Origin of the sequence: Bacteroides sp. AM23-12 (genome assembly GCF_003434395.1) — a bacterium.
GTDB classification, from domain to species: Bacteria; Bacteroidota; Bacteroidia; order Bacteroidales; family Bacteroidaceae; genus Bacteroides; species Bacteroides thetaiotaomicron.
Window position 1 is genome coordinate 31,511 of sequence record NZ_QTLF01000013.1, and the last position, 23,260, is coordinate 54,770.

Annotated in this window: 18 protein-coding genes; 7 read left to right on the forward strand and 11 right to left on the reverse strand. The window is 45.3% G+C overall.

Annotated elements, in window-relative coordinates:
* Nucleotides 1–79: 79 nt before the first annotated feature.
* On the reverse strand, nt 80–997 hold the full coding sequence (locus DW640_RS12635) for a DMT family transporter (protein ID WP_008764292.1): 918 nt from the start codon (nt 995–997) through the stop codon (nt 80–82).
* Between the two features lie 106 nt (nt 998–1,103).
* Between DW640_RS12635 and DW640_RS12640 the strand changes: the two genes are divergently transcribed.
* The 7 genes from DW640_RS12640 (at nt 1,104) to DW640_RS12670 (ending at nt 12,911) form a co-directional block, all read left to right on the forward strand.
* On the forward strand, nt 1,104–1,979 hold the full coding sequence (locus tag DW640_RS12640) for an AAA family ATPase (RefSeq protein ID WP_008760936.1): 876 nt from the start codon (nt 1,104–1,106) through the stop codon (nt 1,977–1,979).
* 13 nt (nt 1,980–1,992) lie between these two features.
* The gene (locus DW640_RS12645) at nt 1,993–2,994 is read left to right on the forward strand and encodes a DUF4435 domain-containing protein (RefSeq protein WP_061474335.1); all 1,002 of its coding nucleotides are present in this window, start codon (nt 1,993–1,995) and stop codon (nt 2,992–2,994) included.
* A 50-nt stretch (nt 2,995–3,044) separates the two neighbouring features.
* The gene (locus tag DW640_RS12650) at nt 3,045–4,376 is read left to right on the forward strand and encodes a mechanosensitive ion channel family protein (RefSeq protein WP_008760938.1); all 1,332 of its coding nucleotides are present in this window, start codon (nt 3,045–3,047) and stop codon (nt 4,374–4,376) included.
* 60 nt (nt 4,377–4,436) lie between these two features.
* Entirely contained in the window at nt 4,437–5,333 is an 897-nt protein-coding gene (locus DW640_RS12655; RefSeq protein WP_008760939.1) for an AraC family transcriptional regulator, read from the forward strand.
* Between the two features lie 543 nt (nt 5,334–5,876).
* Nucleotides 5,877–8,591, forward strand: coding sequence for a TonB-dependent receptor (locus DW640_RS12660; protein ID WP_117578306.1), 2,715 nt, complete (start codon nt 5,877–5,879; stop codon nt 8,589–8,591).
* A 43-nt stretch (nt 8,592–8,634) separates the two neighbouring features.
* The gene (locus tag DW640_RS12665; RefSeq protein WP_117578308.1) at nt 8,635–9,846 is read left to right on the forward strand and encodes a hypothetical protein; all 1,212 of its coding nucleotides are present in this window, start codon (nt 8,635–8,637) and stop codon (nt 9,844–9,846) included.
* 269 nt (nt 9,847–10,115) lie between these two features.
* Nucleotides 10,116–12,911, forward strand: a complete 2,796-nt coding sequence (locus DW640_RS12670; RefSeq protein WP_187323720.1) for an ATP-binding protein — start codon at nt 10,116–10,118, stop codon at nt 12,909–12,911.
* 49 nt (nt 12,912–12,960) lie between these two features.
* On the opposite strand, the gene DW640_RS12675 is transcribed toward DW640_RS12670, so the two are convergent.
* The 10 genes from DW640_RS12675 to DW640_RS12720 form a co-directional block, all read right to left on the reverse strand.
* A complete protein-coding gene (locus DW640_RS12675; RefSeq protein WP_022470741.1) occupies nt 12,961–14,403 on the reverse strand; it encodes an NADH-quinone oxidoreductase subunit N in 1,443 nt (480 codons plus the stop codon).
* A gap of 37 nt (nt 14,404–14,440) precedes the next feature.
* Nucleotides 14,441–15,925 carry a NuoM family protein gene (locus DW640_RS12680; protein WP_008764298.1) on the reverse strand — a complete coding sequence of 495 codons (1,485 nt, stop codon included), beginning with the start codon at nt 15,923–15,925 and terminating at the stop codon, nt 14,441–14,443.
* A gap of 82 nt (nt 15,926–16,007) precedes the next feature.
* On the reverse strand, nt 16,008–17,897 hold the full coding sequence (gene nuoL / locus DW640_RS12685; protein ID WP_117578312.1) for an NADH-quinone oxidoreductase subunit L: 1,890 nt from the start codon (nt 17,895–17,897) through the stop codon (nt 16,008–16,010).
* Between the two features lie 87 nt (nt 17,898–17,984).
* Complete coding sequence (gene nuoK, locus DW640_RS12690) at nt 17,985–18,293, reverse strand: NADH-quinone oxidoreductase subunit NuoK (RefSeq protein ID WP_007764713.1); 309 nt, start codon at nt 18,291–18,293, stop codon at nt 17,985–17,987.
* Nucleotides 18,294–18,388: 95 nt separating this feature from the next.
* Entirely contained in the window at nt 18,389–18,901 is a 513-nt protein-coding gene (locus DW640_RS12695) for an NADH-quinone oxidoreductase subunit J (RefSeq protein WP_008760947.1), read from the reverse strand.
* Nucleotides 18,902–18,903: 2 nt separating this feature from the next.
* A complete protein-coding gene (locus DW640_RS12700) occupies nt 18,904–19,392 on the reverse strand; it encodes a 4Fe-4S binding protein (protein WP_008760948.1) in 489 nt (162 codons plus the stop codon).
* 10 nt (nt 19,393–19,402) lie between these two features.
* Nucleotides 19,403–20,479, reverse strand: coding sequence for an NADH-quinone oxidoreductase subunit NuoH (gene nuoH / locus DW640_RS12705; protein ID WP_008760949.1), 1,077 nt, complete (start codon nt 20,477–20,479; stop codon nt 19,403–19,405).
* Nucleotides 20,480–20,604: 125 nt separating this feature from the next.
* A complete protein-coding gene (locus DW640_RS12710; RefSeq protein WP_048695113.1) occupies nt 20,605–22,197 on the reverse strand; it encodes an NADH-quinone oxidoreductase subunit D in 1,593 nt (530 codons plus the stop codon).
* Nucleotides 22,198–22,217: 20 nt separating this feature from the next.
* Nucleotides 22,218–22,811: an NADH-quinone oxidoreductase subunit B gene (locus DW640_RS12715; protein ID WP_011109092.1), complete on the reverse strand. Its 594-nt coding sequence runs from the start codon at nt 22,809–22,811 to the stop codon at nt 22,218–22,220.
* Nucleotides 22,802–23,152, reverse strand: coding sequence for an NADH-quinone oxidoreductase subunit A (locus DW640_RS12720; protein ID WP_008760952.1), 351 nt, complete (start codon nt 23,150–23,152; stop codon nt 22,802–22,804). Before DW640_RS12720 ends, DW640_RS12715 begins: the two co-directional genes overlap by 10 nt.
* Nucleotides 23,153–23,260 lie beyond the last annotated feature (108 nt).

The following is a 23,260-nucleotide window of genomic DNA, read 5'->3' on the forward strand; positions in this document are numbered from 1 at the left end:
GTCCCCCCTTCTAAATTTATGAGGGTTTCGACACATCCCCATTGATGCTTTTCTCTATTTTATCGGTATGAGGAAACTTCTACAACTCCTTTCCCGCCTTCTCAAAATCCGCCTTAGACTTACTCTGCGTCACAATATACACACCCAGAAACACAAGTGTAATGGCGATTCCTTTTTCCCAGCCGAAGCTCCCGATTCCCATGAGGATTGCTGCAATCGTAGCCACAATCGGCTGCATATAGTTATACATACTTACCACTGTAGGGCGGAGTAACTTCTGAGCTGTCATGATGCAGAGATAAGCAAGGAAACTTCCTCCCAGTACGACATACAAGACCTGCAAAATGGCAACCATTGGAATGCTGGTCCATTGAATGACCGAAATATCTTGATAAGAGAAAGGAATATAACACATCGAAGCATAGATAAACATCCATTTATTGATGGTTACTGCCGAATATCGCTGAGACAGCCCCTTGAACACCGTCAGATAGATGGAGAAACTGATTTGCGCAACCAGACAAAGCAAGTCGCCGATCAGACTTCCGTTACCACTACTCGCTGCCTGACTGCTCATAATAAGGATAAGCGCTCCCATAGCTCCCACGAAAATACCCAGTACTTTCTTGTTCGTAATCGGCTCTTTCAGATAGATGGCTGCCACAATCATGGTAACTATCGGCAGAGTAGTCGTTACGATAGAAGCATCAATAGGCGAAGTCATCGAAAGCCCGAAGATAAATATCCCCTGATTGAAAACCAGAGCAAAGAGGGAAGCAAAGAAAATCTTCAGCATATCGCGGTGGTCCACATGCTCCTGTTTGCAGAAGATGGAAAGTATCCAGAATGCCGCTGCCGCACCTACCATACGAAACGTGGTGACGGAGATAGCTGAAAACTCTTGAAGTGCCGATTTGCCGATAGGAGACATCAGTCCCCACATAACGTTTGCCGTGAGTGCAAACAGATGTCCGTGCAGATTCTTGTTATTGCCCATAAGTCTGTGTATACCTTTTAATTGTTACCTTTATTGAAAACTGCTGCAAAGGTAACCAATTTGTCGCATGATTTGTTTATATTTGCCTTGATTAAAATTGAATATTATGGAACAACAGGCAGACTATATCCGGCGGATCGAGATCAAAGGACTCTGGGGCCGCTTTAATATACAATGGGATTTGCGTCCGGATGTGAATATCCTTTCCGGCATCAACGGAGTGGGAAAGACCACTATTCTGAACCGTTCGGTGGGATACCTCGAACAGCTTTCCGGCGACATACAGCTCTCCGGTGAAATGAAAAGCGACGCAAAGAACGGAGTACACCTCTTCTTTGATAATCCCGCAGCGACTTATATCCCATACGATGTGATCCGCAGCTACGACCGCCCCTTGATTATGGGTGACTTCACGGCACGCATGGCAGACAAGAACGTGAAGTCCGAACTGGACTGGCAACTGTATCTGTTGCAGCGCCGCTATCTCGATTATCAGGTCAATATAGGCAATAAGATGATCGAAATGCTTTCCAGCAATGACGAGGAACAGCGCAGCAAAGCCGCCACCCTCTCCCTTGCCAAACGTCGTTTTCAGGATATGATTGACGAACTTTTCAGCTACACCCGCAAAAAGATAGACCGCCGTCGGAATGACATAGCCTTCTATCAGGACGGAGAATTGCTGTTTCCATACAAACTCTCGTCCGGTGAAAAGCAAATGCTCGTGATTCTGCTGACAGTGCTCGTGCAGGACAACAGCCACTGTGTCCTTTTCATGGACGAACCGGAAGCCTCCCTGCACATCGAATGGCAACAGAAACTGATTTCAATGATCCGAGAACTGAATCCCAATGTGCAAATCATTCTGACCACCCATTCGCCTGCCGTCATCATGGAGGGCTGGCTGGATGCAGTGACAGAGGTGAGCGATATTTCCACCGAAGCGGACGGATTCAGACTCACCCCGACTATTAATTGTTAATGACAACTTCTACATGGCAACTTCACTACGCGATAATCTGACTTCTTCTTACTTCAATGCTGCCCACAAGCTGTATTCCAAAAAGGCTCGCCGGCGCATCATTGCTTACGTAGAGAGCTATGATGATGTTGCTTTCTGGCGCACATTACTCGAAGAGTTTGAAGATGACGAGCATTATTTTCAAGTGATGCTCCCTTCGGCCACCTCATTGGCAAAGGGGAAGAAGATGGTACTCATGAACACGCTGAATACCGCCGAACTGGGCAAAAGTCTGATTGCCTGTGTCGACAGTGACTATGATTTCCTGTTGCAGGGAGCCACGAACACTTCCCGAAAGATCAACCGGAACAAGTACATATTCCAAACCTACACATACGCTATCGAAAACTATCACTGCTTTGCCGAAAGTCTTCACGAAGTATGTGTGCAGGCCACATTGAACGACCGTTTTATACTGGATTTCAACGCTTATCTGAAACGGTATTCAGAAATCGTATACCCACTTTTCCTGTGGAACGTGTGGTTTTATCGTCAACGGGATACGTATACTTTCCCGATGTACGACTTCCATACTTATACTGCCTTGAGGGAGATCAGTCTGAAACATCCGGAACACAGTCTGGAAGCACTGCAACACCGAGTTAATCAGAAACTTGCTGAACTGAAAAAACGCTTCCCCGGTTCTGTCAACCAAGTGAACGGATTGCGGTCGGAATTAAAGGAACTGGGACTCGTCCCCGAAACCACCTATTTATATATGCAGGGACATCACGTGATGGATAATGTCGTGATGAAACTTCTGATTCCCGTCTGTACCGCCCTGCGCCGGGAACGGGAACAGGAAATCAAACGACTGGCGGAACATAATGAACAATTCAGGAATGAATTGACTTGTTATCAGAACAGCCAGGTGAATGTCGAAATCATGTTGAAGAAGAACGTCGCCTATAAGCGACTCTTCCACTACGACTGGCTGAGGCAGGACATTCAGGAATATCTGGCCAAAGGAGAATGAATAAAAGGGAACTAACTAATAAGGGAATAAACTAAAAGAGATACTATTTTATGAAAGAAGTGATTGATACAGTGAGTGTGGCATTGGCAAATGGAGATACGGAGAATGTTGGCAATGTCGTGATGCAGGAGGTCAACCGTACGTTGCTCTCGGCAGGTGTGGATGAAGTATGGGCGGACAAAATAGATAATCTGATCGTATTGCTGTTTATTATCGGAATAGCCTTGTTGGCTAACATAATCTGCCGTAAAATCATTTTACGGGTGGTAGCCAAGTTGGTGAAGCAGACCAAAGCTACCTGGGACGACATTGTATTCAACCATAAAGTGATGGTGAATGTCAGCCGGATGGTAGCGCCTATCCTGATTTATATCGCCATTCCTATCGCATTCCCCGAGCATGCGGATTCTGATTTGCTCGATTTTCTGAGGCGTCTCTGTCTGATATATATCATTGCCGTTTTTCTTCGTTTCATCAGCGCTTTGTTTACGGCTGTCTATCAAGTCTACAGTGAGCGGGAGCAGTATCGGGACAAACCGTTGAAAGGACTTTTGCAGACGGCGCAAGTGATTCTTTTCTTTATAGGAGCCATCATTATTATAAGCATTCTGATCAATCAGAGCCCGATGGTCTTGCTGACCGGATTGGGAGCGTCTGCCGCTATTCTGATGTTGGTTTTCAAAGATAGTATCATGGGATTTGTATCCGGTATTCAGCTTTCTGCCAACAATATGCTGAAGGTGGGCGACTGGATCACCATGCCGAAATATGGTGCGGACGGCACAGTGATAGAAGTAACGCTGAATACCGTGAAGGTGCGTAATTTCGATAATACGATTACGACCATTCCTCCTTACCTGCTGATCAGCGATTCTTTTCAGAACTGGCAGGGAATGCAGGAGTCCGGCGGACGCCGGGTGAAGCGTTCCATTAATATCGATATGACAAGCGTGCGCTTTTGTACTCCCGAAATGCTGGAAAAATATCGCAAGATACAGTTGCTGGCAAATTACGTAGATGAAACGGAGAAAGTGGTAGAAGAATATAATAAGGAGCATGATATTGATAATTCCGTGTTGGTGAACGGGCGGAGGCAGACCAATCTGGGAGTTTTTCGTGCCTATCTGACCAATTATTTGCGGAGCCTGCCCACTGTTAATCAGGATATGACCTGTATGGTACGCCAGCTTCAGCCTACAGAAACCGGCATTCCGCTGGAACTTTATTTCTTTTCTGCCAACAAAGTATGGGTTGCTTACGAAGGCATACAGGCAGACGTGTTCGACCATGTACTTGCCATCATTCCGGAGTTCGGCCTGCGCGTCTTTCAGAATCCGTCGGGTGAAGACCTGCGACGGATAGGAGTGAAGATAGAACACTGATTTAAAAGATAGAATACTATATATTTTAAGAACGATACATACTGTTAACCATTATTGATTATGAACACACCTATACCCAATCAGATTATCCGTGAAATTACACCTTTGTCCGACAAAGACTGTTTCTATATTGCAGAACGTTATAAGACGGAGTTTACCTATCCGATTCATAACCATTCTGAATTTGAACTGAACTTTACGGAAAAGGCCGCCGGAGTCAGGCGTGTAGTGGGAGATTCCTCCGAAGTGATAGGAGATTATGATCTGGTTCTGATTACGGGCAAAGACTTGGAACACGTATGGGAACAGAATGAATGCCGCTCCAAAGAGATACGGGAGATCACCATCCAATTCTCTTCCGACCTGTTCTTCAAGAGCTTTATCAATAAGAACCAGTTCGACTCTATCCGCCGGATGCTGGATAAAGCTCAGAAAGGACTTTGTTTCCCGATGTCCGCCATACTTAAGATATATCCGTTGCTGGATACGCTTGCTTCCGAGAAACAAGGGTTCTATGCGGTGATCAAGTTTATGACGATCCTGTATGAACTTTCTCTCTTTGAGGAAGAGGCCCGGACACTGTCCAGTTCTTCTTTTGCCAAGATTGATGTTCATTCCGATAGCCGCCGGGTACAGAAGGTGCAGGAATATATCAATCTCCATTATCAGGAAGAAATCCGATTGGGACAGTTGGCAAGCATGGTCGGGATGACTGATGTGTCATTCAGCCGTTTCTTTAAGTTGCGTACGGGGAAGAACCTTTCCGATTATATTATTGATATCCGACTGGGATTCGCTTCGCGGTTGCTGGTAGATTCTACGATGTCTATCGCAGAAATCTGTTATGAGTGCGGATTCAATAACCTGTCTAATTTTAATCGTATCTTTAAGAAGAAAAAGGATTGTTCTCCGAAGGAGTTTCGCGAGAACTACCGGAAGAAAAAGAAACTGATCTAATTTCTCTGTCTCCTCGCATACTTTACTAGTCTGTTTCTCTATTAGGGCTGACTAAAAAGTCGATAGTATCTCCATTCTCCTCCTTTCCGAAGGAGGAGAATGGAGATACTATCGACTAATAATTAGCTTAGAATCGTGTTGAATTTAGAGTCTTGTTTCCTAAGATTTATTCTTCGGGGGCTGACATCTATTCTCCGTTAGGTACAAAACTAATCGTCTGACAGTTGTTGTTTTTTCGTCTGACAACTGTCAGACGAAAAAACAACAACTGTCAGACGCAAGTTTAACTATAGTCAGACGATTAATTCTGTGCATGACGGGAGATAAATTCTTTTGATATGCGGATTAAATCTTACGTAGAAGAGGACTAAATCTCATTGGTAAGCGGATTGAAACAGTGTGGTAAGTCATTGATAACAAGTTTGTAACACGATGTAACAAACCTGAAACGGCTATTTCAAACCATTGTATCTGATTCGTATTCATATTGTAATCTCTTGGGTCTACCTTTGCCGACGTAATAAAAACGTAGAGCGAAGTTCGATGAAAAAACTATTTCTTTTAAGATTTTCAGTTGCAGCCTTCTTTTGTTTGTTGTGTGTTCTTCCCGCATTGGCTGCCAATATTAAGATTAAAGGTGCTGTGAAAGATAAACTTTCCAAAGAGCCTTTGATTGGAGCAACGATACGGTTGGTAGGAACTCCTGCCGGAGCCGTGACCGATATGGACGGTAATTTTGAATTGAACAGTACCGGTGTTTTGGAAGGTTTGTATGATATAGAGATTAAATATGTAGGATATAAAACGGAAGTACGTCGTAAGGTCCGTGTAGAAAACGGAAAACTGGCGATTCTGAATCTGGAATTGGAGACAGATGCGCACGAACTTTCGGATGTTGTGGTGGTAGCAAAGAAGAATCGTGAAAATGAGAATATGTTATTGCTCGAACAGCAGAAGGCGGTCATTGCCGTGCAGGCTGTCAGCGTCAAAGAGCTTTCACGCAAAGGTGTTTCCGATGCGGAAGGGGCTGTAACCAAAGTGGCGGGAGTCTCCAAACAGGATGGAGTGAAGAATGTTTTCGTCCGTGGACTGGGCGACCGCTATAATGCGACTACCTTTAACGGATTTGCCGTTCCTTCGGAAGATCCGGAATATAAGAATATCTCTCTCGACTTCTTCGGTACGGATATTATCCAGTCTGTTGGCGTCAATAAGGCATTTAATGCAGGAGGTATCAGTGATGTCGGCGGTGCGACAATCGACATTGTTTCCAAAGAACTGATTGGCAGCGGAAACCTGAATATCGGCCTTTCCGGAGGACTGAACACGCAGACTGTGACAGCCGACTTTCTGAAACAGGACGGAGTAAACCTTCTGGGCTTCACCACTACAACAGAACCCGCCGATGAAAACAACTGGGGATTCAAGAATAAGCTGGACCCCTCCAAGCAGAGCTTGCAGATAAACCGGAGTTATAGCATTTCCGGTGGAAAGCGGTTTCATATAGGAAAAGACAGGAATCCGCTCTCTTTCTTTCTCACTGCCGGACATACCACTGATTATCAATTTACGGATGAAACCATCCGCAACACAACGACGAGCGGTACGATCTACAAAGATATGACAGGCAAGAAGTACACCGAGAATATCAGCCAACTGGCACTGGCCAATGTGGATTATGATATGCAGAACCGTCACCACATGAGTTATAACTTCATGATGATTCATGCCAATGTGCAATCCGTAGGAGACTATACCGGTAAAAACTCCATCTTCAGTGACGATTATGAGAATCAGGGATTTACCCGTCGCCAGCAAGCGAATGACAACTTACTAATCGTTAACCAGCTGATGACTAACTGGGGACTGACCAAAACATTGAGTCTGGATGCCGGTGCTTCTTATAATATCGTGAAAGGCAATGAACCCGACCGCCGAATCAACAACATAACCAAAGCGGAAGAAGGATATACCTTACTCAGAGGCAACTCCCAGCAACGGTATTTCTCCACTTTGGACGAAGATGACATCAACGTAAAGGCAGGACTCATCTACCGTCTGAAAGATAACGTAGAAGAAATCTCTAATATACGCTTGGGCTATACAGGCCGATTTGTAGACGACAATTTCAAGGCGACTGAATACAACCTCACAGTAGGACACGCTTCTTCCATCCCCTCATTGGATAATTTCTCACTCGACGATTATTATAATCAGCAGAATCTCTCTTCCGGATGGTTTACCGTTCAGAAGAACATCGATAAGTATTCGGTCGCCAAGAATATCCATTCCGCTTATGCGGAAGCCACCTACCAGTTTACTCCCCGTTGGATTGTAAATGTAGGAATGAAGTATGACAATGTGGATATTCAGGTAGACTACAATGTGAATAAAGGCGGATCGGAAGGAAGCAACACGATTCAAAAGGATTTCTTTCTCCCGAGTCTGAATCTGAAATACAATCTGAGTGAAAAACATTCCTTGCGTCTCGGAGCGAGCAAAACATATACGCTGCCGCAAGCAAAGGAAATTTCTCCTTATCGCTACGTAGGTGTGAATTTCAACAGTCAGGGGAATGCGAACCTGAAGCCTTCGGACAACTATAACGTCGATTTGAAATGGGACTTTAATCCTACCCCCACTGAACTGATCTCTCTGACAGCTTTTTATAAGCTCATCAAGAATCCGATCTCACGCATTGAAGTGGCAAGTGCCGGAGGATACCTTTCGTATGAAAATATAGCCGATAAGGCAACAGTGGCCGGAGTGGAAGTAGAAGTACGTAAGAATCTGTTTGTCCGTCCGCTAAGCAGTGCGGCAAACGGAATGAATAAGCTCTCTTTCGGCTTGAACGGATCGTACATTTATACAAATGCGAAAATGCCTCTGGCAACGGTTACCACCGGATCGCAACTGGAAGGGGCCGCTCCCTGGATCGCCAATTTCGACTTGTCCCACAACTTCACGAAAGGAAATCATAGCTTCATTAATACATTGGTATTCAACTATGTCAGCGATAAGATTTATACCATCGGTACGCAAGGCTACCAAGACATCATAGAGCAGGGAATGATGACGCTTGACTTCGTTTCGCAAGCCAAACTCAACAAGTATGTCTCACTTACGCTGAAAGCCCGCAATCTGCTGAATCCCTCTTATAAGTTGAGCCGCAAAGCCAACGAAAGCGGAGAGAAGGTAGTACTCAGCGATTATAAAAAAGGAATAAATATCAGTCTGGGAGTGTCGTGCACATTTTAAACCGGATAATGAAATAAGATTATTAACTAATTATTAAAGCAAAATGAAAAGATTGTTTGTAAACTTTATGACGTTTGCCGCTATGGCAACTGCACTGACATTCACTGCATGTAGTAGTGATAGTGACGGAGATGACAATGGAAACGGTAACGGTGGAAATGGCGGAGGAACAGGTAGCTCTATCGTGGTAGGCGAAAACATCCTGTCCGGAACACTGACCGGTGAACAGACACTGGATGCCAAAGAATACATTCTGAACGGAACGGTTATCATCGCCGACGGCGGTCGCCTGAATATCCCTGCCGGAACTACCATCAAGGCGCGTGAAGGTTTCAGCAGTTACCTGCTGGTAGCGCAGGGAGGTAAACTCTATGCCGATGGTACGGCCGATAAACCAATCGTCTTTACGGCAAATACCACCAGCCCGGTATCCGGATATTGGGGTGGCGTGATCATCAATGGTAAAGCACCTATTTCCGGTTCAAAGACCGACAAGAGCGATACGGCACTGACGGAAATCAACAATGACTATAAATACGGCGGCAGCGCAGCTGATGACAACTCCGGTTCGTTGACTTACGTGAAAATCTGCTATGCAGGTGCACGCTCCACAGCAGACATCGAACACAACGGACTGACCTTGAACGGTGTCGGCAACGGAACAAAGATTGAAAATATCTACGTACTGGAAAGTGCCGACGATGCAATCGAGTTCTTTGGTGGAACAGTAAATGTGACCAATCTGCTGGCTGTTAATCCGGATGACGATATGTTCGACTTCACACAAGGCTATTGCGGTACGCTGAAGAACTGCTATGGAGTTTGGGAAAGCGACTACACAAGTACGGAAGCCGATCCCCGCGGCATCGAAGCCGACGGTAACATGGACGGTCTGTATCCGGATCACCTGCGTCAGTCTGACTTTAAGGTAGAAAACATGACTATCGTGAATAATGCTGCCAACACTGCCGATAACGTAGACCGTATGCAAGATGTAATCAAGATTCGTCGCGGAGCAAAAGCTACCATCACCAATGCACTGGTTAAAGGTACAGGTGGAGCTATCGACCTGGTTGATATGAAAGACAGTAAAGGTGCAGGAAACATCGAATCCAGCATTCATATCACCAATACATTGAGTTTCACAGGGTTGAAGCAGAACGGCGAACTGAATACATTTGTCGAATCGGCAGACAATACAGGTGCAGACGCTTCTCTGTTCGGCTGGACAGGCTATAATTTATCAGCATTCTGATGAAGTAGCCAACGGTTCTTTTTCACAGTAGGTATTACTTTTCGGGCACGGATTGCACGAATTGCACGGTTATGATTTACTAAAACCGTGTAATCCGCGTAATCCGTGCCAAATCATATAATAATGAGATGCGTTTATTACGCTTTTACCTCCCTGGCTATCCCTGCTACTATCCTCTCTCTTCTATTATGAATTATTTCAGATATTATATGTTTCGCTGATTTTCTTTTTCGTATATTTGCTATTCATTATTATACGATCAATCACTTATGCAAACAAACTACGAGCGATACTGTAAAATGTCTTCTTTGGCTCAGATAGGATGGTGGGAAGCGGACTTTTTGGCTGGGCATTATGTCTGCTCTGATTTTCTTTGTGATCTTCTGGGACTAGAAGGTGATACCATCTCTTTCATGGATTTCCAGAATTTGATACGTGAGGATTACCGCGAACAGATAGTACAGGAATTTCGTGCTAACGCAAATATTCATAAAGACTTTTATGAGCAAACTTTTCCCATTTGTTTAAAAAATGGTGAAGTTTGGCTGCATACCCGTCTGGCTCTTCGTGAGAAAGGTACCGGAACCAATGGAGGTGACAAATCTTTTGGCGTCATCCAGCGTGTTGAGGCGCCTAAAGAAGTGGAACAGAAAAATACCCTCCGGCGTGTAAACGACCTGTTACGCCGGCAAAACTATATATCACAGTCTTTGCTTCGCTTCCTCCATGATGACGATGTAGATTCTTGTATTATGGAGATATTGAATGACGTGCTGAGCCTCTATCAAGGCGGTCGTGTGTATATCTTTGAGTATAACGAAGACTATACGCATCATAGTTGCACGTATGAAGTCGTTTCGGAAGGTGTTTCCAAAGAGAAAAACAAGCAGCAGTCCATTCCGGTTAATGAAACCCGATGGTGGTGTGAGCAGATTCTATCTGGCAAACCCATCATACTGACTTCCTTGAAACAGTTGCCCGAAGAAGCGGAGGATGAATATAAATTCCTTGACGCTCAAGGCATTTGTTCGTTGATGGTCGCTCCTTTGATGGCAGGTGACCGTGTATGGGGATTTATGGGTATAGATCTGGTCGAATCGTATCGTGAATGGAGCAATGAGGATTTTCAATGGTTCTCTTCATTGGCGAATATCATCAGTATTTGCATCGAATTGCGCAAGGCCAAAGATCGTGTTGTCCGCGAACAGTCTTTTTTAAGCAATCTGTTCCATTTTATGCCGTTAGGTTATATACGGATGTCTGTCGTCCGTGATGAAAACGGTCAGCTTCTTGATTATAAGATAACGGATGTCAACAAGGCCTGTTCCCGCTTCTTTGCCCGACCTGCCGAAACGTATATAGGAGTCTTGGCCTCTGAAATATATCCGGATTTTTCTTCACAGCTCCTCTTTCTGAAAGAAGTGCTGGATAACAATTCATACAGGGAAAAGGATATCTTTTTCCCGCAGACAGAGCTTTATACCCATTGGATAGTTTATTCTCCGGAAAAAGATGAAGTGGTAGGTCTGTTTACAGATTCCACGGAGGCCGTGAAGACCAATAGGGCACTGGACCGTAGTGAGAAGCTTTTTAAGAGTATCTTTGCCAATATCCCGGCAGGAGTGGAAATCTATGATAAGGATGGATTCCTGATTGACCTGAATAATAAGGATCTGGAAATATTCGGCGTAGAAAATAAACAGGACGTGATAGGAGTCAACTTCTTTGAGAATCCGAACGTACCGCAGCATATCCGTGACCGTGTGCGGGATGAAGATTTGGTAGACTTCCGTTTGAATTACTCTTTTGAACGGGCAGAAGGTTATTATCACCCCGATCGTCGGGATACGATAGATATATATACGAAAGTCAGCAAGCTCTATGATAACGAAGGAAACTTTAACGGCTATATCCTGATTAGCATTGATAATACGGAGCAGATTGATGCGATGAACCGTATTCGTGATTTTGAGAATTTCTTCCTGCTCATATCGGATTATGCAAAGGTGGGATATGCCAAGTTGAATCTGCTGAACCGGAAGGGATATGCCATTAAACAATGGTATAAAAATTTAGGTGAAGAAGAGGATACTCCATTGGCGGACGTGGTGGGAGTCTATCGTAATATGCATCCCGAAGACCGTGAACGTATTTTTGATTTCTATCGGGAGGTCAGAAAAGGAAACCGGAAGCACTTTCAGGGAGAAATGCGAATCTGCCGTCCCGGCAAGAAGAATGAATGGAACTGGATACGTATGAATGTAGTCGTTACGACATACAATCCGGAAGAAAACGAAGTGGAAATCATCGGTATCAACTATGATATTACCGAACTGAAGGAGACGGAGAAAGAATTGATCCTGGCACGTGACAAAGCTGAAATGATGGACCGTCTCAAAAGTGCTTTCCTTGCTAACATGAGCCACGAAATACGTACTCCTCTGAATGCCATCGTTGGCTTTTCCGACTTGCTCGTCGATACGGAAAATATAGAGGAACGGCGGGAGTATATTCAGATTGTGAAGGAGAACAATGACCTGCTTTTACAACTGATTTCGGATATACTCGACCTGTCTAAGATTGAAGCGGGTACATTTGAGTTTACCAACGGAGATGTAGACGTGAATATGCTCTGTGAAGATATTGTCCGCTCCATGCAAATGAAGGTGAAGGAGAATGTCGAACTGATGTTCGATCCGCATCTTGCGGAATGCCGCATTATTAGTGACCGTAACCGACTGCACCAGGTAATCTCCAATTTTGTGAACAATGCGATTAAGTTTACCTCGGAGGGAAGTATCCGTGTGGGATATAAGCAGAAAGGAGAAGAACTGGAGTTCTATGTACAAGACACGGGAGTTGGTATTGACGTAGAGAGTCAGGCACATATTTTTGAACGTTTTGTGAAGCTGAACTCCTTTGTACACGGCACGGGCCTGGGACTCTCCATCTGCCAAAGTATTGTGGAACAAATGGGCGGAAAGATAGGGGTGGAATCCGAACCGGGAAAGGGTTCGCGTTTTTGGTTTAGCCTTCCCTGTTTTGTGGTGATGTCGGAAGAATAGACAAGAATGATGGGGCTGACTAAAAAGTCAGCCCCAAAGAGTCGGTTTCTTATATTCCGAATGATAGTTTATCGATAGACTGATATACGATACTTGCAATACCCAGTCCGATGATGCCCAGTGTGCAGAGCGCCAGTCCCCACTTCGTACAGCGGTCGCTGCGGAAAGTCGGAATCGGGTTATCGGAAGGCGTGATATACATTGCTTTTACAATCAGCAGATAGTAGTACAATGAAATCACGGTATTAACCAGTGCAATGAATACCAGCAAGTGGAAGCCCGCTTCGAAAGCTGCCATGAAAATAAAGAACTTCGAGAAGAATCCGGCAAACGGAGGAATACCTGCTAGTGAGAACAGCGAAATAGTCATCAGAAAAGCCATTTTCGGGTTCGTCTTGTAGAGTCCTGCATAATCTTCGAGGGTAAACTTCTGACTGCGTAATGCTACGATAGTGATGACGGCAAATACTCCGAGATTGGCAGCGGCATATACAAGTATGTAATATACCATGGCGGTCATTCCCTGTGCCGTTCCTCCGATTACACCCAGCATGATATATCCTGCCTGCGAAATACTGGAGAACGCCATCAGACGTTTCAGATTCTGCTGGCGGATAGCGAATATATTGGCGATGGTGATAGAAGCGATAGTCACCCAGTAAAGTACTTCTTGCCAGTCATGTATCATCGGTGCGAATACTTTGATCAGAATTGCCATCAGCACAAATGCTGCCGAACCTTTGGAGATAACACTCAGATAGGCGGTAACCGTACTCGGTGCACCTTCGTAAACATCTGCCGTCCATAAATGGAACGGAACCAGAGAGAGTTTGAACGCCATACCGGTAAAGAAGAATACAAAAGCCATGATTTGCAACGGATTTCCATCGATATGAGCAGGAAGATCATCGAAATACAGTGTTCCTGCGGAACCGTAAATCATTGACAGACCAAACAGTAACAGTGCGCTGGAGAAAAGTGCGGTAAGGATATACTTGGCACCGGCTTCAGCGGAGTTATGGCGGTATTTGTCGAAAGCGATCAAGGCTGCCATCGGGATGGAAGCTGTCTCCAGTCCGATGAAGAACATCAGGAAGTGTCCGGCGGAAATCATGAGATACATACCGAACAGGGTGGAGAGTGTAAGTACATAGAACTCACCTTGCTTGAATGAAGTATCGTCGCGTTTCATCCATTCGTGTGCCATCAGGAAAACAATCAGCGTGCCTATGTTCAGGATTGATTTGACAACCGTGTGCATGGGTACATAGTGATACATACCGCCAAAAATGTCGGCAGCTGTGCCTGGAACCAGATTGATCGCTGTATGGATGGCCATCAGGATAACTGGCAGCATGGTGTTCAAAACGGGTCTCGTCCCTTTTTGCTTGTGTGCGTCCGGACTCATGAAGAGATCGGCAAGGAACAGCAATAGTAAAACTGCTACGAGCGACAGCTCTTCCCGCATATGTAGAAATTGTGAATAATCCATCTTTATAAATTAAGAATTAAAGATTAAAAAATAAAGGTTATGGGATGAGTTGTGAGACTACAGGGAGTACACTTTCACCAATCATGTGGCTTACCCAGAAAGGAGCCATACCCAGTCCGGCTACACAAACGATGAGGCAGATAACAGCTACCCGTTCATCCCAGGTTGCGTCTGTCAGCGCAAGATGATGTTTGTTGGTGCAGGTACCGTACAGAATCTTGCCTACCAGACGCAGGATATAGACTGCCGTGATCACGATGGATGAACAAGCGATAATGGTCAGTGTACGGTGGAATACGTCGTTGTTCTGGAAAGAACCTACGAAGATAGTCATTTCGGCAATGAACCCGCTTAATCCCGGCAAACCGAGATTGGCAAGACCGGCAATCACATAACATACGCTGAGGAACGGCATTACTTTCATTAATCCGGTAAGCTCGCGGACATCACGTGTGTGTGTACGTCCATAAATCATACCGATCAGGGCAAAGAACAAGGCTGTCATCAATCCGTGGGAAAGCATCTGAAGAATGGCTCCTGTCGCAGCAGTCTGATTCAGCATCAGAATGGCGAAAAGTACCAGTCCGCAGTGAGAAACGGAAGAGTAAGCGTTGATGTATTTCAAGTCTGTCTGTACGCAAGCGGAGAATGCTCCGTAAACAACGGAGATACCTGTCAGTATCAGGAATATCCATGAAAGTTCGTTAGCGGCTTCCGGCATCAGATACATGGCGATACGGAAACATCCGTAACCTCCCAGTTTCATCAGTACTCCGGCGTGAAGCATGGATACAGCTGTCGGGGCGGAAGCGTGACCATCGGGACTCCATGTGTGGAACGGGAAAAGAGCACCCAGCACACCGAACCCGAGGAAGGTAAGCGGGAACCAGATACATTGCTGTGCAAAAGGAATATTATGTAGCTGTGCTATTTCCAGCAGGTTCATGGTGGTAGCTCCCGAACCGAAATAGATTCCGAGAATACCGATCAGCAGGAAAGCGGAACCGCCCATCAGCATAAGGGTCAGCTTCATGGCTGCATATTCTTTACGTCCCGAACCCCATACACCGATCAGCAGGTACATAGGAATCAGCGCGATTTCGTAGAACATGAACATGGTGAATAAGTCGATGGATATAAAGAATCCGAAGACTCCCATAGACAACAGTGTGAACCAAAGGAAATATTCTTTTGTCAGAGGCTGCAGACGCCAGGAGGCGAAAGTACCTGTGAATACAATAACGGCAGACAATAACAACATGGCTACCGAAATACCGTCAACGCCTACCGAGTAGGAGATGTGAAGCGGTGCATACCAGAGTGTATCCGCACGGAATAGCATTTCTGCCGTGTTGCCGGCACTGCGTTCTCCCAAATACATAAAGGTAAGTACGACGGAGGCAATCAGAAGTGCCGATGCGCCGGTAACCATAACCCCCCGAATCGCTTTGATTCCCCGTGCTGCCCAAAGTCCGGCAAGCATCAGTAAGGGGATGAGTACGAAGATTGATAAAAAATTCATAATTGAATTATTAAGTTTTAAGTATTAATTCGCAGCGACTTGTTGCGCAGCTTAATATCTAATACCTGATAGTTAATACTTGCTATAGAACTAACAGCAGGATAAGCGCCAGCGCTCCGCAAAGGAACACGTATGCGTATTGCTGTACCTGACCGCTTTGAAGACCACGTATCTCGTCGCTTGTCGTATTCGTAGCCCATGCCAGGAAATTAAAGAATCCATCCACTACATGACGGTCGAACCATGCGATGGGAGTCGAAATGCAACGGAAGATGATCTTATGCGTAATAAACTGGTATATATCATCAATATAAAAACGATGATAAGCAGCTGTCCACAATCCATTGAACCGTTTGGCAAGTGCATTGGCAACAGGTTGTTTGGCATTCTTATACATCCATGTGGCAATCCCGATAGAAATAATCGCAATTACAACGCTTGTGACAGCTACCGACAGATCGAGGTGAATAGAGTAAGACTCCCCATTCGAACTGATAAAATGTCCGAAAGGAATGAACCCTGCACCACAAGTAACAACCGCCAGAAACATCAACGGAAAAGTCATAGCCAACGGACTCTCATGCGGGGTGTGATGAGCATGAAGCTCTTTATTTTCTTTGCCCCAGAAGATGCCGTAGTAGAGGCGGAACATATAGAAGGCGGTCATTGCGGCGATTACTGTCATCACCCAACCCATTGCAGGGCTATATTGGAAGCAGGCAGCCAAAATCTCATCTTTTGAGAAGAAACCGGAGAACGGAGGAATACCGGCAATGGCGAGACAGGCAATCAGGAATGTCCAGTGAGTAATAGGCATGTATTTGCGTAGTCCTCCCATGGCTGACATTTCGTTGGAATGTACTGCATGGATAATGCTGCCGGCACCCAAGAAGAGTAATGCCTTAAACATGGCGTGTGTGAAGAGGTGGAACATGGAAGCCATATATCCCAGTCCTCCGTGGTGCGGGTTCATAGAAGTACAAACGCCCAGTGCTACCATCATAAAACCAATCTGTGAAATGGTCGAGAAGGCCAGCACACGTTTGATATCCGATTGTACGCAAGCCACGCTTGCTGCATAAAAGGCGGTGAAAGCACCTACCCAGGCAATCATATGTAAGGTGTCCGGTGCATAAGCAATGAAAAGCGGGAACATACGCGCTACCAGATAAACGCCGGCAACTACCATCGTAGCCGCATGGATCAAGGCACTGACAGGAGTAGGACCTTCCATGGCATCGGGCAGCCAGATATGCAACGGGAACATGGCACTCTTTCCGGCGCCACCGATAAACATCAGTCCCAAAGCCAATGGAAGCATGGAAGCGCCGCCACTGATCAATGATACCGTATCCGGTGTGAAGCCGAATGTGCCACCGTAGTATCCGTAAATCAGAATACCGATAAGGAAGCCTAAGTCTGCAAAGCGGGTGACAATGAACGCTTTCTTGGAAGCGGCAATGGCAGCAGGCTTTGTATAGTAAAAACCGATCAGCAGATAAGAACTGACACCCACCAGTTCCCAGAAAAGATACATCTGGAAAATGTTTGTGGCAACAACCAGTCCCAGCATAGACATCGTAAACAGGGACAGGAAAGCGTAATAACGTTGAAAGCCCGTCTCACCTTTCATGTAGCCGAAGGAGTAGATATGCACCATCAGTGACACGGTAGAAATGACAATCAGCATCATCACGGATATAGGATCTAGCAGAATGCCCAGATCAAATCGTAAAGTCTCGGTGAAAGGAAGCCACGTAAAATTATAAGGTATCAATGTGGCAAATGTTCCGTCTTCCAAACGAGGGGCGGAGAAATATTGGAAAGCCGTAACGTACGATAGTACTGCTACTGCTCCCAGTATCAGCGTACCGATAGCACCCGCTGTCCGATGAGACATCCATTTTCCTCCGATTCCCAGAATGAGGAAGGAGAGGAAGGGAAGAAGGAGTATTAGAATTGTTAGTTCCATACAGTTTATTTTAATTACTTGTTTTATTATTGTTCATATTTATCACGATATCCATCCGAATGGAAATTGGGTCGTGCCGCTTTGGCACTACCACTTCAGATCGTCCAGATTGCGGACTTGAATGCTTCGGAGGTTGCGGTAAATGTTAATCATGATGGCGATAGCTATAGCCGTTTCCGCAGCCGAAATAGCGATGGAAAAGAGTGCAAAGAAATAGCCTTCCATGCCTCCCGGAAAGAGAAAACGGTTGAACACGGCGAAGTTGATGTCCGTGGCGTTCAGCATTAACTCTACAGAAATCAGGATAGCCAGCGTATTACGGCGGGTAAAGAACCCATAGATTCCTGCAAACATCATGATGGTAGAAACTACCAGATAATATTCCATGTGTATCATATCTGAAATTATTAGGTTTTAAGTAATAAGTATTAATTCCTTGCGGTTCATTGCGCAGCCTAATACCTGATACTTAATAGTTAATACTTACTTATTTATCTCTTTCGGGCGATCATGATACCACCGATGATACAAGCCAGCAATAAAATACTGATTGCTTCGAAAGGCAATATATAACCATATTTGTCACTGCTTAATAAAGCATTACCAATGGTGTGGATGTTTATTTCCAGCGGAACCAGGTTGGTCGTTTGCAGGAAGTTATGCTTCAGGGTGATAAACAAGATAATCGCTAAACCGGCAATCATCGTAAAGAGTCCTGCCAGAAACCTGCTTCGTTTCAGTTTCTCGGCGCGGTCACCTTCTCCACTGGTCAGCAGGATGGAGAATACATAAAGGACGACGATACCACCGGCATAAACCATAATCTGGACAGACCCCAGAAAGGTGTAACCCAGCAGGAAATAGATGCCAGCCGTGCCGAAGAGCACGAAGAGCAGATAGGTGGCTGAGCGGACAATACGTTGGGTAGTCACCGTCATGATGGACATTGCAATAATAAATGCTGCCAAAAAGTAGAATACTACTGTTTCAAGTGTTGATCCCATATCTAAACTTCTTTTTTCTTTTCAATTACTTTACTACCGGTATGATTCAGTTGCAGGACAAGCTTCGTCCGGTCAAAGACGGCATGTTCGAAGTTCTGGTCGAACGTGATGGCATCATGCGGACAAGCGTTGACACACAGTTGGCAGAACATACAAGCTCCGAGGTCATATTCATATTTTGCCAGGATTTTCTTCTTCTTGCCGTCTTCAGTCTCGATCGTTTCGCTGGTTACGGTGATTGTATCGTTCGGACAAGCTATCTGACACAATCCGCAGGCTACACAGCGGTGTTCGTTATTCTCATTGTGGGGCATTGCCAGTGTACCACGGAACCGGTCGAACATTTTCAGCTCTTTCCGGTTTTCAGGATACTGTTCGGTTACTTTTTTGCGGAAGTATACCTTGATACTGGTTTTCATACCCGTTGCCAGAGTGCTGATACCATGTATCAGTCCTCCCAAATACGTATATTTTTGATCTTTATATTCCATAATTCTTATTTTAGAAGTGGAAGCCAAAGGCAACACAACATGCCATTAATAATAGGTTTACCATAGAAATTGGAACCAGATATTTCCATTCCAGATTCAGAATCTGGTCGATACGCAGGCGTGGGAAAGTCCATTTGATCCACATTAAGAGGAACACAACGAAGAATGCTTTGGCAAAGAACCAGATGAAGCCGGGAATATAGTCCATAACAGCGTTGAATCCGTCCAAACCGATGATATGCAATGGCATCCAGCCTCCCAAAAAGATGGTAGCGGCCACGCTGGCTACGATAAACAGATTCAGATATTCCGCCAGATAAAAGAAACCGAAGTGCATACCGGAATATTCCGTATGATATCCGGCCGTCAATTCACTTTCCGCTTCGGGAAGGTCGAACGGGCCACGGTTACATTCTGCATTTCCGGCAATGAGATAGATGATGAAAGCGATAACGGCAGGAATATGTCCTTTGAAGATAAACCATCCGTCAGCCTGTCCTTCTACGATTTCGGAGAACTGCATGGTGCCCATCAGTACGACCATCGTCATGATGCTCATACCCACTGACAACTCATAACTGATGATCTGTGCGCCGCTTCGCATGGCACCGATCAGCGAAAACTTGTTGTTACTACCCCAACCGGCAAGCAGAATACCTACCACACCGATGCTGGAAGCAGCCAGCAGGAAGAATACGCCCACATTAAAATTCAGAATTTCCGCTCCTTTATTAAAAGGAATACAAGCGAAAGTGAGGAACGAGGCGATAATCACCATGAATGGAGCCAGATTGTAGAGGAAGCGGTCGGCATCCTTCGGAGTGAAAATCTCCTTGGTCAGCATCTTGAGTACGTCGCATATCACTTGAATAGAACCCCATTTACCGACACGGTTCGGACCGAGGCGGCACTGGAAGAAACCACAGACTTTGCGTTCCATGTAAATCAGTACGATAGCCAGAATTGCATATAGTGCAACGATGCACACGCCGACAGCTATGCACTCTATAAAGATGGCCCATCCCTCCGGCATAACGGAGAGCAGCAGCTCATGTATCCAGTTTGTTACTATACTAAAGTCGAACATATATATTTTAATTATTAGGTTTTAAGTATTAAGTATTAATTCCATGCGGAATATAGCGTATATCATATTGCATAGTCGGTTAATACTTACTACTTTATACTTAATACTTGTTTTTTATCTTTTGTTTATCGGTCGATGTCCGGAACTACATAGTCCAGTGTTCCTCCGATGGCAATCAAGTCGGCAATTTTCGCTCCGCGGCAAATCGTGTCGATTGCAGCAACAAGTGGTAATCCCGTAGCACGATAGTGCAGGCGATAAGGCATCTTGTCACCCTGACTTTCGAGAAAGACTCCGAATTCTCCGCGGCTTCCTTCTACGGCGGCATAATAACTGCCTTCGGGAACGCGGATGATCGGTTTCATCTTTTCCTGATACGGGCCTTCGGGAATGTTGTCTATCAACTGCTCTATAATCTTCAGACTCTCCATGATTTCGTCCATACGCACCAGATAACGGGCGAAACAGTCTCCTTCCGTATAAACAATTTCCTGGAAGTCCACCTTGTCATATACACCGTACGGTATCCGCTTACGTACATCGCAAGCCCAACCCGAAGCACGGCCTGTACCCCCGGTGCAACCGAATGAGATTGCATCTTCACGGCTTAACACTCCGACGCCCTTCATACGGCTCTGAGCGATAATGTTGCCGGTAAATATGTCGTGGTATTCGTGAATGATACCTCTCATATAAGGGATAAATTCTTTTACCCGCTTGACGAAGTTAGGATGAAGGTCGGCCTGTACACCGCCGATGGTATTGTAGTTCATGATCAGACGTCCGCCGCAAGTCTCTTCAAAAATATCGAGAATTTTTTCACGGTCACGGAATCCGTAGAAGAAAGCAGTCAGTGCTCCAAGGTCCATGGCGAGGGCGGAGTAGAACAGTAAGTGAGAGTCGATACGTTGCAGCTCATCCATAATTGTACGAATGTATTTGACACGGTCACTCACTTCGATGCCCATCGCTTTCTCGATGCACATACACAAAGCGTGACGGTTCTGATGTGCGCCCAGATAGTCGAGGCGGTCAGTCAATGCCAATGTCTGCGGATATGTAAGACTCTCGTTCATTTTCTCGATACCCCGATGGATATAACCGCAGTTAGCATCGATCTTACGAATAATTTCACCTTCAAGAGAAACGCGGAAGCGCATTACACCGTGAGTTGCAGGGTGTTGCGGGCCAATGTTGACTACATACTCTTCTTCTCCAAAGAGTTTCATTTCTCTGTTTTTAATCGTTCCGTCCGGATTAAGTTCTATTTCCTGTGTTGTATCGAACGTCTCTTCGTTAGTCATACAAAGCGGATTATCTTTCTCCGGATCATTATCTTTACGCATGGGGTATCCTACCCAGTCATTACGTAAGTAAAGGCGGCGCATATCGGGATGCCCTACGAAAACAATGCCATAGTAGTCGAACACTTCACGTTCGTAGAAGTCGGCTATTTTCCATATATCGCTGACTGACGGAATTTCCGGTCGTTCACGGTCGGTAACGGCTGTTTTCAGTGCTATCCGTTCTCCCGTAACAGTCGATTCCAGATGGTAGACAACGCCTAAACCACGGAGTTTCTCCGGTGCGTCTTTTTCGTCTGCTACTCCCCAGTCCATACCAGTGAGGCTTTCAAGGAAGTCCATCTGTTTTTCATTTCGCAAGCGCAGCATTTCGTCGTGTAACGCTGCAGGGACTATAAATTGTATTTCTTGCATAATTCTTCGTTCCTCATTCTTCATTTCATAAATTCCGGTTTCTTCTCTTTTCTGTTCGTTCCACCAAAGAATTTCTCTATTTTCACTTTGCGTTGTAGTTGCATCATGCCGTAATAGAAAGCTTCCGGGCGGGGCGGACATCCGGGGATATATACATCGACCGGAAGAATCTTATCTACTCCATTCAGCACATGATAAGACTTCTTGAAAGGCCCTCCGCTGACAGCACATCCGCCTACGGCAACTACATATTTCGGATCGGGCATCTGATCGTACAAACGTTTCAGTACCGGTGCCATCTTGTTGGTGATTGTTCCGCAGACCATGATCATATCAGCTTGGCGCGGACTGGCACGTGCTACTTCGAACCCGAAGCGGGCCATATCATAACGCGCGGCACCCAGTGCCATGAATTCGATGCCGCAACAGCTGGTTGCGAAAGTAAGCGGCCACAGTGAATTGCTGCGTCCCCAGTTGACAAGGTCGTCCAGAACCCCAAGAAAAACGTTCGCTCCTCCGGTATTAAGTTCCTTGACCAACTTTTCCAATGACTCATTGTCGATGAACTCATCATACGGAATTGATTTTATTTTCGGTTTTTTGGTTATTTCCATTCCAAAGCTCCTTTCCTCCAGGCATAAGCAAGGCCCAGAACCAAAATAATAAAGAAGAAGAGAATACTAACGAGCCCCTGAGGTCCCATGTCATGCATAACTACTGCCCAAGGGAACAGAAAAGCTGTTTCCACGTCGAACATCAGGAACAGGATGGCAAACAGGTAGTAACCTACACGGAACTGCATCCATGATTTACCACGCGTTGGTATACCACATTCATAAGCTTCAAACTTTTGTACATTGTACGAACGTGGTGAAATAGCTCGTGAAAGGGCTATTACTACACCGACAAAAGCGAGCGCTGTCAGTAAAACAACAACTAAAAATGTAAAATTCATAATTTCAATAGCTGTTTAGATTGAATATTATATAGAAATAAACAATTAGTTTCTCCACACCCGGATGAAACCAACTGTAATGAATTGACGAATAAGATAATGGATTGT